Below are 17,168 nucleotides of genomic sequence, written 5' to 3' on the forward strand. Positions count from 1 at the left end.
TCGCTACACCTCAAATTTTATTCCCTGCGCCAGAGGCAAATTTGTACTAAAATTGATGGTATTTGTCTGCCGCCGCATGTAACTTTTCCAGGCGTCGGAACCCGATTCCCTTCCGCCACCTGTTTCTTTCTCTCCGCCAAAAGCACCGCCAATTTCAGCTCCCGAAGTTCCGATGTTTACATTTGCAATTCCACAATCAGAACCTTCGTGCGATAAGAATTTTTCAGTTTCCATAAGGTTGGTCGAAAACATTGCCGATGACAATCCTTGTGGAACGGCATTGTGCAAACGAATGGCCTCATCCAATTCCGTATATTTTATCATATAAAGCAAAGGTGCAAAAGTTTCTTCCTGAACGATTGAAAAATGGTTTTCTACTTCTACAATCGACGGGCGAACAAAACAACCGGATTCAAATCCATCACCAGTCAAAACTTCTCCTTTCAAAATCATTTTTCCACCTGCTTCTTCCACCCGCTGAATGGCATTCAAATAATTTTGCACTGCTTTTTTATCAACCAGCGGACCAACCAGTGTTTGTGGGTCGAGTGCATGACCAATAGCAAGTTGTTTGTATACTGCAACCAACTTTTCTTTAAACGTTTCAAAAATGGATTGATGAACGATGATCCTTCGCGTTGAGGTACATCGCTGCCCGCAAGTTCCCACAGCGCCAAAAACAACGGCGCGGAGTGCCATTTCCGGATTGGCATTTTTAGTAATTATAATTGCATTGTTTCCGCCCAATTCGAGAATTGCTTTTCCAAGTCTTTCGCCGACAAGCCGCCCTATTTTTTTTCCCACTTTTGTTGAGCCGGTAAAAGAAATAAGCGGAATATTTCTATTACTGAAGAATTCGTCGCCGAATTGATTGGAATCGGCAGCCACTAGGTTTACAACTCCTTCCGGCACATTATTTTCTTTCAAAACATTGGCAATAATTTTATGCACAGCAACCGCACACAAATCTACCTTTGAAGACGGTTTCCAAACCACGACATCGCCGCAAACCAGCGCAATCATCGCATTCCATGCCCAAACAGCTACCGGAAAATTGAATGCTGAGACCACGCCAACTATTCCAAGCGGATGATACTGGTCGTACATTCTGTGCTTTTCGCGTTCAGAATGCATGGTAAATCCGTACAACTGCCGCGACTGACCAACCGCAAAATCGCAGATGTCAATCATTTCCTGAACCTCTCCCAAACCTTCCTGCAAAATTTTCCCCATTTCATAAGAAACCAGCCTGCCCAGCGGTTTTTTGTATTTTCGCAGCTCCAAACCAATTTTCCGCACAATTTCACCACGTTTGGGAGCAGGAATCATTCTCCATGTTTCGAATGCAGTTTTAGCCGTTTGAATCACTTCATGAAAATCTGCCGGAGAAGCCTGAAAAACACCGCCTATTAATTTGCCATCAGAAGGAGAAAACGACTCCACAAAATTCCCGGTTGGTTTTTTCCATTTTGTTCCGGTACAAATGCCATAATTTTCTTGTTCAACCCCCAGTTTTTGAAGGTCTGCGTTTATATCAAATTGAAATTTCATTGTTTTCACTTTAGGTATTAAAAAATAAAATCACTACAACTTAGCAGTTGTATTCTCAAAAAAAAGTTGAAAGGAAAAACTAATGCGAAACCGCATCCTCATCGAGACATTCAGGCATCCCGACATAAAAGAAAACCGGACATGAATACGATTGAATCATCTATTTAATTTACGAAAAGTTGTTCACTTAAAAAAAACAGATCGCAAAACCTTTTTATTTGTACTATTTAGAAATGTTGTATAACAGCACGGTTTTTGTTTAAGTAACATTAAGTTCAGCTTTAATTCCAAAAAATTCACCAACTTTAACTTTCAAATAAAAGGGTGGCAGGAATTACAACAGAAAAACAAGTTCCTGATTTGAAAAACGAAATAAAACATGAAAAAAATACTTCTTTTTGGCGCGGGGATGGTAGCCAAACCAATTGCAGATTATCTTCTCGACCACAAATTTGAGCTAACCATTGCGAGCCGGACGAAAGAAAAAGCTGACAAGTTAATTCAAACCAGAAACAACGGGCGCGCAGTATCCTGGACTATTGAGCGCCGGGAAGAGCTGGACAAAATGGTTTCGGAACACGACCTTGTGGTTTCGTTGTTGCCTTATACCTACCATGTAAACGTTGCCCAAGCCTGCCTGAAGTTCAAAAAAAATATGGTTACCACTTCCTATGTTTCGGAAGAAATGAAAGCCCTTCACAACGAGGCAAAAGATGCGGGAATTATCATTTTAAATGAGATCGGCGTAGATCCGGGGTTTGATCACATGACTGCGATGCGAATTATTGACAAAGTTCACAGCGACGGCGGAAAAATCAAAGAATTTTACTCGTTATGTGGTGCACTTGCTGCTCCCGAAGAAGCCGATAATCCTTTTCGATATAAATTTTCATGGTCGCCGCGCGGTGTGATTACGGCCGGAAACAATGGAGCCAAATTTCTTAAAAAAGGAGAAGTTGTTGAAATTCCAACTGAAAATCTTTTTAAAAATCCACTTCAAATTAATTTTCCTGAAGTTGGGAGAATGGAAGTCTACCCCAACCGTGATTCGCTGGCTTATATTGACATATACAATTTACCCGATATTGAAACGATGTTTCGAGGGACATTCCGTTACCCAAACTGGTGCGAAGCAATGGACGCTATAAAAGCACTGGGGATGGTAAGCTACGAAAAAAAGGATTTCAAAGGAAGAGCATATTGCGATATTGTTGCTGAAAATATAAATGTTTACCCGGCGCGCGTAAAGGAAAAGGTTGCAGAAAAATTAAAACTGGATTTGCTCAGTCCGGCAATTGCTGCGATGGAATGGCTGGGACTGTTCAGCAGAGAAAGGATCCAGTTAAAAGAGGGAAGCACATTTGATTTAACCGCCGACCTCATGTTAAAAAAGATGATGCTCCCTGACGGAGCGCGTGACATGGTAATAATGTTGCATTCATTTCTTGTTGAAAAAGCAAATGGAAAAACAGAAATTGTCAAATCGCGTTTACTGGATTTTGCAACCAAAGAGGATACGTCTATTGCCCGGACTGTTGCACTACCCGCAGCGATTGCGGTAAAAATGATATTGGAAGGAAAGATTAAAGACACCGGAGTGCAGATTCCTGTGGCAAAATCAATTTATGAGCCGGTTTTAAACGAACTGGAAAAACTCGGAATTGCGATGGTGGAGGACTGGGGCTTACCTGCATCAGAACAATTGGGATAATCATCTTTTTCATTCGAGTATTAGCAACCAAACAATTGAATCCGCGTATATTTTTTAACACCGGATATATAACTGAGTCATGAAAAATAAATTATTGAAGGCACTGGAATTGGATAAAAATGGAGACTGGGATGGAGCACACAAATTAGTTCAGGATGTTGGGAACAGGGATGCATACTGGATTCATGCATATCTTCACCGAAAAGAACCTGATTTAAGTAATGCTTCATACTGGTATTACCGGGCACAAAGACCAATGCCAAAAACCAGTTTTGATAAAGAATGGCAGGAAATACACGATTTTATTGAGCAACACTATATTTCCTAAAAATATTTCATTATTATTACCTTTACTAATAATGCAAATATTTCCGTAAAACCTGTTCATGGAAACATCGAAAAAAATTTACATTTTTCTTATTGTAATAACAGTGGTTGTGGTATTAATTTATGCCCAATCGATTATTATCCCTTTCATTCTGGCCATTCTGTTCTGGTTTATGATAAGGGTTATAAAAAAAATCCTGTCGAAAGTTAAATTTATAAGGCGCTGGCCAAAATGGATTCTGACTCTTATTTCCTCGATACTGTTGTTGAGTTTTCTGGTTTTCGCCGTAGAAATGATTTCAGCCAATATTCAGCACATATCAAAAACCCTCCCTGTTTATGAAAAGAATGTGAACAAAATCACCCAGTCGATAAACGAACAGTTTGATGTGGACCTGATGACGATGTTAAATGATTTTGCTAAAGATCTGAACTTTGGAGATATTTTGTCCAAAATATTCTCAGCTCTTACCGGCGTATTTGGCGATGCGTTTACAGTGCTCCTTTACCTGGTTTTTCTTTTGCTGGAGGAACCCATTTTCCCCAAAAAGGTTAAGGCCATGTATCCGGATAAAAAGCGATATGACCAGGTAAATGAAATGATTGACAAAATAGACCATTCCATTGGTAATTATATTGCATTAAAAACTCTGGTAAGTTTGCTTACCGGATTTTTAAGCTACTTTGTTTTGCTTCTTATTGGTATTGATGCCCCGCTTTTCTGGGCCTTTCTGATTTTTATTTTGAATTTTATTCCTACAATTGGTTCTCTTATAGCTACTATTTTTCCAGCTATCTTTGCTATCCTTCAGTTTGGCGAATTCACTCCCGGTCTGTTGGTTCTGGCAATTGTCGGAGCAATCCAACTGATTGTAGGAAATTTAGTGGAGCCTCGTGTTATGGGGAATACGCTCAATATAAGTCCGTTGGTTGTATTTTTAACGCTTTCACTTTGGGGTGTGATGTGGGGAGTGATTGGTATGTTACTCAGTGTCCCGATAACTGTAATTTTAATTATCATTATGTCTGAATTCCCGGGGACACGTCCGTTTGCAATTTTATTAAGTCAAAAAGGAAATATAAAAATACCCGCAGATCCGAAATAAGTTAACAAACTATGAAACAACCACTGGTATTTCCAAAAAAAGGAGTCGAAGATCCTGAACTGCAAAAGTTAATTGAATTTTATCAGGAGACACTGGGCTTTTGTCCGAACAGCGTAAAAACAATGCATCACCGCCCGCGAATTGCCTATGCATTTATAGAAATGAATAAAGCAGTAATGGAAAATAAGGGGCGTGTTACCAGCGTGCTAAAAAGAATGATTGCCTATATCAGCAGCAATACTGCAGGTTGCAGATATTGTCAGGCTCATGCCATCCGGGCTGCAGAACGCTACGGCGCAAAAAAAGAACAATTGGAAAATATATGGGAATTTAAAACCCACCCGGCCTTTTCGGAGGCTGAACGAGCAGCACTCAGTTTTGCTTTTACTTCCTCTACAGTCCCAAATTCTGTAAATGATGAAGTGGCTGAAAAACTCAGAAAATACTGGAATGAGGGTGAAATTGTGGAAATTACCGGTGTAATTGCACTTTTTGGCTACCTCAACCGCTGGAACGATTCAATGGGAACCGAGCTCGAAACAGATGCAAATGAATCAGGGGAAAAACTGCTTTCCCCAAAAGGCTGGACTCCGGGAAAACATACTTATTAGTTGCAGTTGTTCGGTTCACAAATTCTTCTGAAAATATTAATAAAATATTTTTTGATTATATCTTTTCCAATACATCCACCAGATGATCCCAAAATTTTCCGGTGGTGTGAATATTCAGGCGTTCGTCTGGCGAGTGAGCGCCCTTTATCGTCGGACCAAAAGAAACCATATCAAGATGTGGGTATTTTTTCAAAAACAAGCCACATTCCAAACCGGCGTGAATTGACCGAACAACCGGATCTACTCCAAACAGCTTTTTATAGGAATCAGCAGTTATCTTTAAAACTTTGGAATCGGGATTTGGCGTCCATCCGGGATAGCCATCGGTGTGTTCAACTTCTGCTCCGGCGAGTTTAAAAACCGACTCAACCATCCCGGCTACCATAAACTTACGGCTTTCCAACTCACTACGTTGACTGGTTGTTATATAGATTCTATTGTCCTCTAAAAATTTCACGGAAGCTAAATTTGTAGAAGTTTCTACCATATCCTCCATTCGTGTACTCATTTCCAAAACTCCGTGCGGACAAGCATTTATTGCATTTAGCAAATTATATTGTGTTTCCTTATCAATAACAAATTCAGGAATTTTGCTTACTTCTGCATTCAGTTTCAGATTGGGTTCAGATCGCTCATATTCAAATCCAAGCTCTTTAACATATTTATTAAAACTTTTTAGAAAACTCTCTTTTTCATCTTCGGGAATGACAACTATGGCAAAAGCCTCGCGCGCAATAGCATTTCTCAGGTTTCCTCCATTAAACTCAGCTAAACAAAGTTCGAAATCCCCGGATGCCTGCCACAAAAAACGATTCAGAATTTTATTGGCATTTCCACGGTTTTTATGAATATCATCGCCGGAGTGACCGCCCAATAAACCAGAGACAGAAAGCTTCAAAGAGGTAAATCTTTCAGGAATTACTTCTCTTTTAAACGAAAAAACAGCTAAAGTATCGATTCCACCGGCGCAACCAATAAAAATCTCTCCTTCATCTTCCGAATCCAGGTTAAGCAACACAGAACCTGTCATAAAACCCGGTCTTAATGAAAAAGCACCGGTAAGTCCGGTTTCCTCATCTACAGTGATCAAACATTCCAGCGGGCCATGTTTTATTTTTTTCGAGATTAAAACCGCCATTTGAGCTGCAATGCCAATTCCACAGTCGGCCCCCAACGTAGTTCCGTCGGCCTTTATCCAACCTTCTTCCAACACTGGTTCTATCGCGTCATTTTCAAAATCAAAAATTTTGTCGCTATTTTTCTCACACACCATATCCATGTGAGTTTGTAAAATAACTTTGGGAGCATCTTCTCTTCCTGATGTTGCAGGCTTTGAAATTAATACATTCCCGACTTTATCGGTTTTAGCTTCTAAACTATTGTTGTTTGCAAAATCAAGCAAAAATTGCCTTATCTTTTCTTCCTTTTTTGAAGGTCGGGGAACCTGGCAAATTTGTTCAAAATAATCAAATAAAGGCTGGGGTTTCAACTGCGCAAGTATTTTATTCATGTTACTGTTTTCTTTTTAAAGTTGGCAAAAAATCAAACCAGATGCAGGCATTCATCATAAAGAACAAGAATATTCGGTATCGAGGAGATTCCCTGTTCTGCTGTTTTAAAATTTACAAAAGTCTGCCGTTAACCACCACATTGTTTAACACAATCCCATCAAAAACAGCAGTGTCAATTCCCGGATTTTCGGCCTCAATCTCCACGTTTTCAAAAATAAAGTTTTGCAAACGATCATGTTCCGTTATGCCAATATTGGTAAAACTCTTCACCTCCATTTTAATATTCCGAAAAGTTATATTTTCCGAAACAGAAACCGGTGGTGTTTCGCGGCCTTTTAAATCAAAAAACTGGGTCCACGGACGAATATAAATACAATTCACACCGTTTCCTTCTATGTCTTCCATTGTTATGTATTCATATTTCTGTGGTGTATCCGGCCGCATTTTCAAATGAATCAAGCGGGCAACCTCATCAACTTTACAATTGCGCATAAGAATATTTCGGTTGTGAATGGATTCACTTCCACAAGTAAGCGCTGAATGGCAAAATCCGAAGGTATTATCTTCAATCAGAATATTGGTATTTTCTCCATTATCAGGATCTTCGTCGGCCCACGGTCCTTTTCCTCCTTTTAGTGCAATAGCATCGTCGTTTACCGACATATAGCAACCTCGCACCAAAACGTTTGAACAAACATCCAAATCAATAGCATCAGAGCTCGGCGCAGGTATCGGCGTACGCGGAGCGAAAATGTATACATCCATAATTTTTGCATAATCACACTGATAAAGATGCGTAGTCCAGAAACCCGTATTTTGCAGGTGCACATCCTGAATATAAACATTGTCGCACCCCCAGATAAACACAAGTCGCGGGCGTGAAACTTCAAGGTTCGTACATTGAGGGTTTTCTTTCCGGCGTTGCCAGAAAGCTTCCCAATATTTCTTCCCGTTTCCGTCAATTGTACCTTTACCGGTTATTGTAAAACCGGGAACATTGTATGCGTTTATCAACGCGGGAAAATATTCAAGATTCTGTCCTTCCATACGTGAAGGCTGGATCGGATAGTCGGAAATATCATCTGAGCCTTTTAACATTCCGCCCTCTTCAACATGCAAATGTGTATTGGGTTTGAAAAAAAGTGCACCGCTGCGAAAAATTCCTTTCGGAATAACAATTACCCCTCCTCCTTCCACTGAAATCTGATTGATAAGATTCTGAATGACCTCTGTATTCAAAGTAGAATCATCTGATACAGCTCCGTAATCGGAAATTAAATACATTTTCCCAAGAGTTGTTACGTCTATTTTTGCAGTGTCCGAAAACCATTCAGGAATTGCGGTTCCATCCGGAAAAGTATCTCTTACTTTCTGCTGACACGAAACAATTGTAAAAACGGAAATAAGAAGAATTAATAAGCCGCTTACAAAATATCTTTTAAATAGAATTCTCATCATCCTGTTTCTTTTGGTTTCTTTTTATTCTGAAGATAAAAGTATAAAATTTAGAGTTAATGGTACAATAAACCCCTATTCGTTCATATTAAAAAAAAGAAAGTCAAAAGTTAAATCCTTTGGTTTTTTATACAAAACAAAAGTCCGTGAATCAGGGAAGTTATTCCCAATCATCACGGACTCAAGCTTCCTCATAAAAGTTAGCTTATCAAACGCATATTCTTATTTTTATCGTACCAACTTTTACTATTTACGGAAAGGTCCGTGAAATCCGGATAAACCTGACTCCACAGACACATATACAAAGGCTCCGTCCTCCTCTCCAAGTATCAGTCTCTCAAATATGTCTTCCAGAACCTCCATAATCCCCATCACTATTTCTATTACAACTATTTTATTCATATCTGTTACTATTTACTTTTAAAAAATCATTTCATAAAACTGCAATGCCAAACACCAGTTTCATGCCAAAAAACATAAAAATCTAATCCTCAACAATTTATCACAATACAAAAGAAACACACGTAGTCCATAATAGGGAACACCGTCCACTCCGGGGACTACAGCTCGAAATGACACAAAGAAAAGCAAAACGAATTGACATAGTTTAGCCCAAACCGTCTTTCTGGTTGAATGTAAGCAGTTTTAAAGATTTGCAGATTTCGGAAATATGCAAAACAAATACTCCAACAAGAAAAATATACTATTTTAGTCGAAATAATTTTGCTAACTAAAAATCTACATGAAAAAATTGCTTCTTTATTCAGGAATAATCGCCTTTCTGGTTTTATCAGGTTGTACGGAGAAAAAATCAAAAACAGAATACTCCAACCCGCTGGATGTAGCTTTTGGAGATCCCTATGTTCTTAAAGCATCCGACGGAAAATATTATATGTACGGAACGGGAGGTGTAAAAGATGGTTTTAGGGTTTGTTCTTCTGACGATCTGGTGCATTGGAAAGAAGAAGGCCAGGTTTACAAGGGGAATACAGAAGATTCATGGGGAATCGGTGATTTCTGGGCACCTGAAGTATATGAAGTCGAAGGAAAATTTTACATGTTTTTTAGTGCGCAGTGGAAAGAAAATCCAACAAACGAGCTTGAAAATTTCCGAATTGGTGTAGCTGCATCCGATAAACCAACCGGCCCTTTTAAAGAAATCAGCAATGGACCTGTTTTTGATCCGGGATATCCGATAATTGATGCCAACCTTTTGTTTTCGGATGATGGCAGAGTTTTTATGTACTATTCGCGCTGCTGTTATAAACACACAGTAAAAAGTGAAGTAGCCGATTGGGCTCGTAAACAGAATCTGTTTGAAGAAATTGAGGAAAGCTGGGTTTACGGAGTAGAAATAAAGCCTGATTTCTCCGGAATAATTGGCGAGCCGGTTCTATTGCTTCGTCCGCCGGTGAAGATGGATAACAAACAAACCGAATGGGAAAGCAGATCGGTAACATCGGGTGAAGTAAATCGTCGATGGACTGAAGGTTCATACATTTTTAAAAAAGATGAAACCTATTACATGATGTATTCAGCTAATTTTTATGCCGGAAAAAATTATGCGGTAGGATATGCAACATCTAAAAATCCGCTGGGACCTTTTACAAAAGCGGATAACAATCCGGTTTTACAAAAAAATACAGAACAGGGTGGTGAAGTAACGGGAACAGGACACAACAGCGTTACATGGTCAAAGGACGGTAAAAAAATGTATTGTGTGTACCACGGTAGGACCAAAGCATCGGGGCAGGAAAGAGTGGTTTTTATTGATGCAATGGAAGTAACAAATGATGGAAAATTACTTGTACACGGACCTACAACCACCCCGCAGGTTTTGGATTAGCAGATTAACCAAAATCGACCACATATGAAAACCTTCCTCGCAAACATACTGATTGTAATTTCTTTGGCAGCAACAAGCCAGGAAAGATTTACAGACCTTGACGGACAAAAGTTCCGCATAAAAACATTAGGAGACGGAGACATTACTGTTTTGTTTGAAAATGGTATGTCCGATAGTCTGGAGGTGTGGCAATCAATTCCTGATTCGGTTGCAAAATTTGCAAGGGTATTTTTATATGACCGCGCAGATATTGGAAAATCTGATCTTTCCCGCCAGGAACGAAGCATCCCTAATATGGTCTCCGAACTAAAAAGCGTCTTGAAAAAAGAAAATATCAAACCTCCTTATATTTTGGTTGGGCATTCATTGGGGGGACTTATCGATCGCTATTTTGCAAGCGAGTACCCCGGGGAAGTTTTAGGAATGTTATTGCTCGATCCGAGCGCAGAATCATATTGGAAAAGCATGAGCAAGAAAGAGCTAAAAAAATACATCAAAGGTGGCACGGAGTGGTATGAAAGTCGTTTTAAAGTGCAATACAGAAAAGAGTGGTACCAATTTATTCCCAACCTGAATTATATGAACAATTTAAAAATCCCGAAAGACATGCCAATAATATTACTCTCAGCAAAACAATTGGAATGGTCAAAATATCAACCTGATATTATTGACGGTTTTACAAATGCAAAGCTTGTAAAATTAAAAGGAGATCATTACACACACATAGCCCACGCAGAATTAACCACAAATTGGATAAAAGAGCTGGTCGAAAGAACAGGTTATTAAATATTTTACCCCCTCAACATTAATAAAATAAAAAACATTTGCTACTTTTGCATTACTTTTAAAAAGAGAAAAAACATATCAAAAATCCCTTCCGGGGAAAATGAAAGGCACTTACTGATGTAGGAAAGTTATTCATATACATTCGTGCTTTTCAAAAAATCCATTATAAAATTTTCAAGATTTACGTTGACCGACAAAGCAATATTTGTCGTCAATTATAAAATCTATCATTAAAAAGAATAAAAATGAATATCAAAGAGATAAGCACATATACAATAAAACCGGAACTGTATACACCCGGCACAGATGTAATGTGGACCAACGAATACATTTCCAAACAATTATTGCAGGTTCACCTTAACACCGAAATTGACCTGGCAAGTCGTAAGGGAAACACCATTAAAAAAACAACTGACTGGATTCTGGGGCAAACACAAAAAACGTCCCTCGGAATTCTTGATCTTGGTTGCGGCCCGGGTCTGTATTCAGAACTCCTTACCCAAAAGGGGCACAAAGTTACTGCGGTTGACTTTTCAAAGAATTCTATTGAGTATGCAAAAAAACATGCAGAAGAAAAACAACTTAACATCTGCTATAAAAATGAGGACTATCGCAGTCTTCAACTGGAAGAAAACCAGTTTGATTTGGTAATTCTCATTTATACTGATTATTGTGTATTAAAACCTAGCGAAAGAAAACAACTTTTAAGTAACATTAAAACATGGTTAAAACCGGGCGGAACTTTTATTTTCGATGTGAACAACGACCAAAAACTGGAACAAAAAATTTTTCCCAGAAGCTGGGAGGCACAGGAAAAAGGTTTCTGGAGTGATAAGCCTTATTTAGCACTTTCAGAGTCATTTCATTATACGGATGAAAAGGTCATTCTTTATCAACACGTTATTGTCAATGAATATGAAACCCCAAAAGTTTATCGCTTTTACACCCATTTCTTTTCCGAAACAGATATTAAAAATGAACTTTTACAGTCTGGATTTAAACAGTTTAATTTTTATATTAATGTCCTTCCTGCGGGAGATTTGTGGAATGGTGAGCAGGTAATCTTCTGTGTCGTAAAAAACACAAAATAAAATGTCAACCGGAAGGACCAGATTCTTCCGGTTACTTTTTTATTGCCCCGGAAATCAACTTATAGTTAATTCCAATTTTAGCTCATTAAAGAAAATACTATTTTTGCTCGCTTAAGAATCAAACTAACCGGTATTATGAATATTTTGGTTGTACTTGCTCATCCCGATAAAAATAGTTTCAACTATACAATAGCCCAAACCTGTATAAAGCAACTAATAGAAAATGAACATTCCGTTATCTTTCACGATTTGTACCGGGAAAATTTTGATCCGGTGCTAAACACCCCTGAAATTCCCAAAAACGGAGCGGTTGATGAAATTATAAAAATGCACTGTGAAGATTTAACAAAAAGTGATGGTATTATTATCGTTCATCCCAACTGGTGGGGACAACCCCCTGCTCTCTTAAAAGGTTGGATCGACCGTGTTATCAGACCCGGAATTGCCTATGAGTTTGAAGAAGGGGATGGAGGCGAAGGAGTTCCGATTGGGTTACTAAAAGCCAAAACTGCTGTGGTTTTCAATACATCAAATACGAGTATGGATAGAGAAAATAATATCTTTTTAGACCCACTGGAAACACTCTGGAAAAACTGTATTTTTGATTTATGTGGAGTTAAAGAGTTTTATCGTAAAATGTTTCGCATAATTGTTACCAGTACAACGACGCAAAGAAAATCCTGGTTGAATGAAGTAAAAACAACGGTTAGTAGTTTTTTCCCTTTGTCGGAAAAATTTGAGTAAAAAACTTCAATTATTGTTAACTCTAACGTCAAAAGAAAACCGCACTGCAACATCTGAAAGTTTTTGTAAAAACTTCCTGAACGTAGTTCCGAACAGAAATGTTTAAATTTTATGTCCCCTCATTCCAACCCACATTGTAGCCAGGAGTAACAGCAGAACCAACAAACGAGAATTAAGCCGACAGTTTAAAATACCCAAAACTCTTTTTTTGAAAAAATTGTAGTAACTTGCAGGTAAACAAGTTGGCTTTTAGCAAAATTCCCAAATAAATTAAATAGAGTTTTGAGTGAGCAATTAAAAAAAGAGATAAGAGTAGCAGTACTTCCTTTTCATATTTTTAGCAGTGAAGAGGAGTTGAGTCCTTTAATTTTGGGATTTACAGACGACCTGATAGCAAATCTTTCTAAGTTCATCGGACTTTCTGTAATTTCTCAATTGTCGTCATACAAAATAAAAAATTCAGCTTCAGATGAAATTACCGGTATGTTGGGAGTAGACTACCTGATAACGGGAAGCTTTCGTAAATCTGTTGAGTCGGTTCGTATAAATATACAACTGAACCGAATGACGGATAAAAGTGTAATTTTCACAAAACAATACAATGATTCTCTTGACAATATTTTACAGACACAGGACACGATAATTGTCCAAATTGTAAGTATACTTCAAAAACAAATTGATTACGACATACTTTCATTTTCATATCAAAAGAAGAAAGTAGAGCTGGCTGCATATGAAAACTGGCTGCTTGGAATGAGTTATTTAAAAAAAGGATCGTTACGCTACGATTTAAAAGCGAGAAACTGTTTTGAAGAGGCACTTAAAATTGACCCATATTTTGCCAGAGCGTACTCAGGTTTATCACTCTCCTATTTTAACGAATGGAGTTGTCAGCTTTGGGATCGCTGGGATGTTAACAAAAAAGGAGCACACAATTACGCTCTGAAAGCATTGGAGTATGACGAAAACGATTACATTTCACTTACCGTTTTAGGCCGAACTTATCTTTATTCCGAAGAGTTTGAAAAAGCTGAGCATTATGTCAGAAAGTCTTTACGAATGAATCCCAACGACGCAGACAATTTAATCCAGGTTGCATTTACGCTGATGTATCTCGGGTTTGCCAATGAGTCGGTTAAACTATATGAAAAAGCAAATGAATTAAATCCTCTTCACCAGGACGATTATTTTGGCTACGGCTCAAATTTCTATTTTGAGACAGGTCAATTTGAAAAGAGCTTACATTTAGGAAAAACAGTCAGCTCACGAAATACATGGGTTGATTTTCCGGTTTACATGGCTGGTATTTACTTTCACCTGGGTGATTATGAGAATATGGAAGTTCAATGGAGATTGTTTCTTGAACGTTTTAAAAGTCATATCAATAAGGACTCGGCAATCAATGAGAGAGAAGCTTTAGTATGGCATAAAAATATAAATCCGTACAAAAAAAATACAAATTTAAAGGAGTTCTGGAATTATATCGAAAAAAAATTGGTTCAGTTTCTTTTCAGCAACAAGGCACCAAAACAAAAAAAGAAATTACAAGGTTTAAACAAAATGGAGAAATGTGGGAACTGTCGTATCAGGGAATAACTGTTTTATTGAAAGATAATAAAGGTAACCATGACATTGCGAGGCTTTTAGCGGAACCTGAAAAAGAATTTCTTTGTACCGAACTTATGGAAACAGTCCTTTGTAATGCGGATGGCATAGAGATTATTGACAGGAAAGCAAAATTAGAATATCAGAAAAGGATATTGCAGCTCCAGGCAGAGATTGATGAAGCCGAAAAAGGCAACAATCCGACAGAAACGATTCAATTGAGAGAAGAGTACGAAAATCTTATTGAACATTTATCCCAAACACTGGGACTTGCAGGCAAAAGAAGAAAAACCGGCAACTTATCAGAAAAAGCTCGCTCAGCTGTAACATGGAGAATCCGAAGTGCGATAAACAAAATTGAGAAAGTCCACTCTCCTTTATCGAAGCATCTTTCGAAATCAATTAAAACAGGCACTTTCTGTTCATACAAGCCAGAAAACCTCATTGATTGGGATATCTGAAAAACTTACAGAAAAATAACAGGCACCTTACATTGTGAGGAAAAAACTTACGCCATTAAGAGTGAAAGATAAATGTTTCACTTTTAAAAATTTTAAGTTATGCCTACTCCATTACAAATTTTATTGGACCCGATTTCTCTTATTATAATCGGAATTTATGTTGCACTGATGATTTGGGAAGCTGTTTTCCCCGCTGTTAAACTTCCTGAAATAAAATACTGGAAGTTAAAAGGACTTACCTCTTTTGGTGTATTTTTTTATCTATCGTCTTATCTTCCTCTTGCTACCGATCCTTTTCTTGAGCCTTTCCGCTTAGTCGATCTCACTGGATTTGGAACATTGGGAGGCGCTTTGGTTGGAATATTACTTTATGAGTTTGGTATTTTTGTATGGCACTGGGCAATGCACAAATACGATTTATTGTGGAGAACATTTCACCAGATGCACCACAGTGCAGAAAGACTGGATACATACGGGGCATTCTTTTTCAGCCCTATGGATATGATTGGATTTACTTTGCTGGGAAGCATTTGTTTTGCTTTGTTAATTGGAATTACACCACAAGCTATTACTGTAGTACTACTGGTCACTAACTTTTTTTCCATTTTTCAACATGCAAACATCAAGACGCCCCAATGGTTGGGATACATTATCCAACGTCCGGAAAGCCACTCAATTCACCATGGGAAAGGAATACACAAATACAACTATTCCGACCTTCCTGTTTTCGATATGATATTTGGTACTTTTCGTAATCCGAAGAGTTATGCAAATGAAACCGGATTTTATAGCGGAGCTTCCAATAAAATATGGCAAATGCTCACGTTTAAAGACATCTATTAATTTTTGTTCAAGTTAACACATCATGAAAACAATTGACAAAGAAAAACCTGGCAATATAATCCTAACTGACAGTGGGTTGGAAACAACTCTGATATACCATCACAACATCGCCCTGCCCCACTTTGCTGCGTTTATACTTTTAAATAATCCACAGCAAAAAAGTCTGCTCGACCGATATTTCAGACAACATCTGGATTTGGCGGTCAGGTATAAAACCGGGTTCGTTTTGGAAAGTGTGTCCTGGCGTGCAAACTCCGACTGGGGTTACAAACTTGGTTACCAGGATAAGGAGCTTGACTTCGTAAATCAAAAAGCAATTCGGCAGTTGTTTGCTATAAAAAATGAGTACGCCGGTTCTGTTTCACCGATTTATGTAAGTGGCTGCATCGGGCCAAGAAGCGACGGATACCAAATAAAACATAAGATGACACCGGTAGAAGCTAAAGAATATCATATTAATCAGGTTGCATCCTTCAAAAAAGCAAAGGCTGATTTCGCCTCGGCTTTAACTATGAATTATTCAGATGAAGCCATGGGGATTGTTTTGGCCGCTCGTGAAAAAAAGCTTCCGGTTGTTATTTCATTTACTGTGGAAACAGACGGAAGCTTACCCGATGGAGAAAAACTAGATGAAGCAATATCCCGAATTGATAAAGACACGCAGCAATATCCTCTTTACTATATGATTAATTGTGCCCATCCGACACATTTTGTACGCCAGTTGGTTGATGCTGACTGGACAAAAAGAATCCGCGGGATTCGGGCAAATGCTTCCTGTAAAAGCCATGCCGAACTTGACGAATCTGTTGAACTGGACAGTGGTAATAAAATTGAGTTAGCTGATTGGTACACAACAATTCGGGAGAAACTTCCAAATTTACTTGTCTATGGTGGCTGTTGCGGGACTGATATTTCACATATCGAGAACATTTGTCAAAAAATAGCTGTCTGACTGTTGTATTATTTTTCACCCTATATCGAAAAAGGAGACATTTTCTCCTTTTTCTGTCTATTAACTTTTGGTGCCGACTTTTTGAGAAACAATATTCTTTTTTTGACATTTATCAAACATTTCTCCGCAAGGCGTCCGTTACTTTTGAAAAAAAATGAATCAAAATACACCAATGGAAATCGCAACAAAAATTTTCGTCAATAGTGGCCTGATGATTCTGGCCATCATCTTTGGAATAATTTTACACAAAACCGGAAAACCCTTTCACTCGGAAACTTTTGCCATTCATAAACTGGCGACACTCGGATTTATGATTCTCACAATTATGCTGATGTTACACTTCTCAAGAAACGATGAGAGAACCGGTTTACTTGTCACATTAATAAGTTGGGCAACAGCATCTGTTTTAGTGATTATTTTATCAGGGAAAATTTTGAGTGAAGGAAAGTTTGAATCCATTATGCTCAAATTGCATAGAACTGCATCTGCGGGGCTATTGACAACAGTACTTATTTCTTTTTACAAGATTCTCTGTTTATAAAAAAATGATTTTTATTCAGAAGAAAGG

At 38.2% G+C, this 17,168-nt stretch carries 17 protein-coding genes; 13 read left to right on the forward strand and 4 right to left on the reverse strand.

Annotation, left to right across the window (positions count from 1 at the left end):
* Positions 1–3 precede the first annotated feature (3 nt).
* Complete coding sequence (gene amaB / locus GM418_RS05110; protein WP_158863811.1) at positions 4–1,551, reverse strand: L-piperidine-6-carboxylate dehydrogenase; 1,548 nt, start codon at positions 1,549–1,551, stop codon at positions 4–6.
* 379 nt (positions 1,552–1,930) lie between these two features.
* Here amaB and GM418_RS05115 point away from each other — a divergent pair, with 379 nt between their 5' ends.
* The 4 genes from GM418_RS05115 (at position 1,931) to GM418_RS05130 (ending at position 5,306) form a co-directional block, all read left to right on the forward strand.
* Positions 1,931–3,262, forward strand: coding sequence for a saccharopine dehydrogenase C-terminal domain-containing protein (locus GM418_RS05115; protein ID WP_158863813.1), 1,332 nt, complete (start codon positions 1,931–1,933; stop codon positions 3,260–3,262).
* 79 nt (positions 3,263–3,341) lie between these two features.
* Positions 3,342–3,590 carry a hypothetical protein gene (locus GM418_RS05120; protein WP_158863815.1) on the forward strand — a complete coding sequence of 83 codons (249 nt, stop codon included), beginning with the start codon at positions 3,342–3,344 and terminating at the stop codon, positions 3,588–3,590.
* 58 nt (positions 3,591–3,648) lie between these two features.
* Complete coding sequence (locus GM418_RS05125) at positions 3,649–4,695, forward strand: AI-2E family transporter (protein ID WP_158863817.1); 1,047 nt, start codon at positions 3,649–3,651, stop codon at positions 4,693–4,695.
* Positions 4,696–4,706: 11 nt separating this feature from the next.
* Positions 4,707–5,306, forward strand: coding sequence for a carboxymuconolactone decarboxylase family protein (locus GM418_RS05130; RefSeq protein ID WP_158863819.1), 600 nt, complete (start codon positions 4,707–4,709; stop codon positions 5,304–5,306).
* A 55-nt stretch (positions 5,307–5,361) separates the two neighbouring features.
* On the opposite strand, the gene GM418_RS05135 is transcribed toward GM418_RS05130, so the two are convergent.
* The 3 genes from GM418_RS05135 to GM418_RS05145 form a co-directional block, all read right to left on the reverse strand.
* Positions 5,362–6,816, reverse strand: coding sequence for an aminoacyl-histidine dipeptidase (locus tag GM418_RS05135; RefSeq protein ID WP_158863821.1), 1,455 nt, complete (start codon positions 6,814–6,816; stop codon positions 5,362–5,364).
* 112 nt (positions 6,817–6,928) lie between these two features.
* A complete protein-coding gene (locus GM418_RS05140; RefSeq protein ID WP_217447710.1) occupies positions 6,929–8,275 on the reverse strand; it encodes a rhamnogalacturonidase in 1,347 nt (448 codons plus the stop codon).
* A 243-nt stretch (positions 8,276–8,518) separates the two neighbouring features.
* Positions 8,519–8,674 (reverse strand): hypothetical protein, encoded by a 156-nt coding sequence (locus GM418_RS05145; protein WP_158863823.1) that lies wholly within the window; start codon positions 8,672–8,674, stop codon positions 8,519–8,521.
* 340 nt (positions 8,675–9,014) lie between these two features.
* Between GM418_RS05145 and GM418_RS05150 the strand changes: the two genes are divergently transcribed.
* The 9 genes from GM418_RS05150 to GM418_RS05190 all read left to right on the forward strand — a co-directional run bounded on the left by GM418_RS05150 (position 9,015) and on the right by GM418_RS05190 (position 17,141).
* Positions 9,015–10,118 carry a glycoside hydrolase family 43 protein gene (locus GM418_RS05150; protein ID WP_158863826.1) on the forward strand — a complete coding sequence of 368 codons (1,104 nt, stop codon included), beginning with the start codon at positions 9,015–9,017 and terminating at the stop codon, positions 10,116–10,118.
* 24 nt (positions 10,119–10,142) lie between these two features.
* Positions 10,143–10,904: an alpha/beta fold hydrolase gene (locus tag GM418_RS05155; RefSeq protein ID WP_158863828.1), complete on the forward strand. Its 762-nt coding sequence runs from the start codon at positions 10,143–10,145 to the stop codon at positions 10,902–10,904.
* Between the two features lie 245 nt (positions 10,905–11,149).
* A complete protein-coding gene (locus tag GM418_RS05160) occupies positions 11,150–11,995 on the forward strand; it encodes a class I SAM-dependent methyltransferase (RefSeq protein ID WP_158863830.1) in 846 nt (281 codons plus the stop codon).
* Between the two features lie 135 nt (positions 11,996–12,130).
* A complete protein-coding gene (locus GM418_RS05165) occupies positions 12,131–12,739 on the forward strand; it encodes an NAD(P)H-dependent oxidoreductase (RefSeq protein ID WP_158863832.1) in 609 nt (202 codons plus the stop codon).
* A 282-nt stretch (positions 12,740–13,021) separates the two neighbouring features.
* A complete protein-coding gene (locus GM418_RS05170; protein WP_158863834.1) occupies positions 13,022–14,335 on the forward strand; it encodes a tetratricopeptide repeat protein in 1,314 nt (437 codons plus the stop codon).
* Positions 14,308–14,805 (forward strand): hypothetical protein, encoded by a 498-nt coding sequence (locus GM418_RS05175; protein ID WP_158863836.1) that lies wholly within the window; start codon positions 14,308–14,310, stop codon positions 14,803–14,805. The genes GM418_RS05170 and GM418_RS05175 overlap by 28 nt, the downstream gene beginning before the upstream one ends.
* A 99-nt stretch (positions 14,806–14,904) precedes the next feature.
* Positions 14,905–15,648 carry a sterol desaturase family protein gene (locus GM418_RS05180; protein ID WP_158863838.1) on the forward strand — a complete coding sequence of 248 codons (744 nt, stop codon included), beginning with the start codon at positions 14,905–14,907 and terminating at the stop codon, positions 15,646–15,648.
* A gap of 22 nt (positions 15,649–15,670) precedes the next feature.
* Positions 15,671–16,600, forward strand: coding sequence for a homocysteine S-methyltransferase family protein (locus GM418_RS05185; protein WP_158863840.1), 930 nt, complete (start codon positions 15,671–15,673; stop codon positions 16,598–16,600).
* Between the two features lie 154 nt (positions 16,601–16,754).
* Positions 16,755–17,141 carry a hypothetical protein gene (locus GM418_RS05190; protein ID WP_158863842.1) on the forward strand — a complete coding sequence of 129 codons (387 nt, stop codon included), beginning with the start codon at positions 16,755–16,757 and terminating at the stop codon, positions 17,139–17,141.
* Positions 17,142–17,168: the final 27 nt, after the last annotated feature.

Origin of the sequence: Maribellus comscasis (genome assembly GCF_009762775.1) — a bacterium.
In the GTDB taxonomy this organism is placed as follows: Bacteria; Bacteroidota; Bacteroidia; order Bacteroidales; family Prolixibacteraceae; genus Draconibacterium; species Draconibacterium comscasis.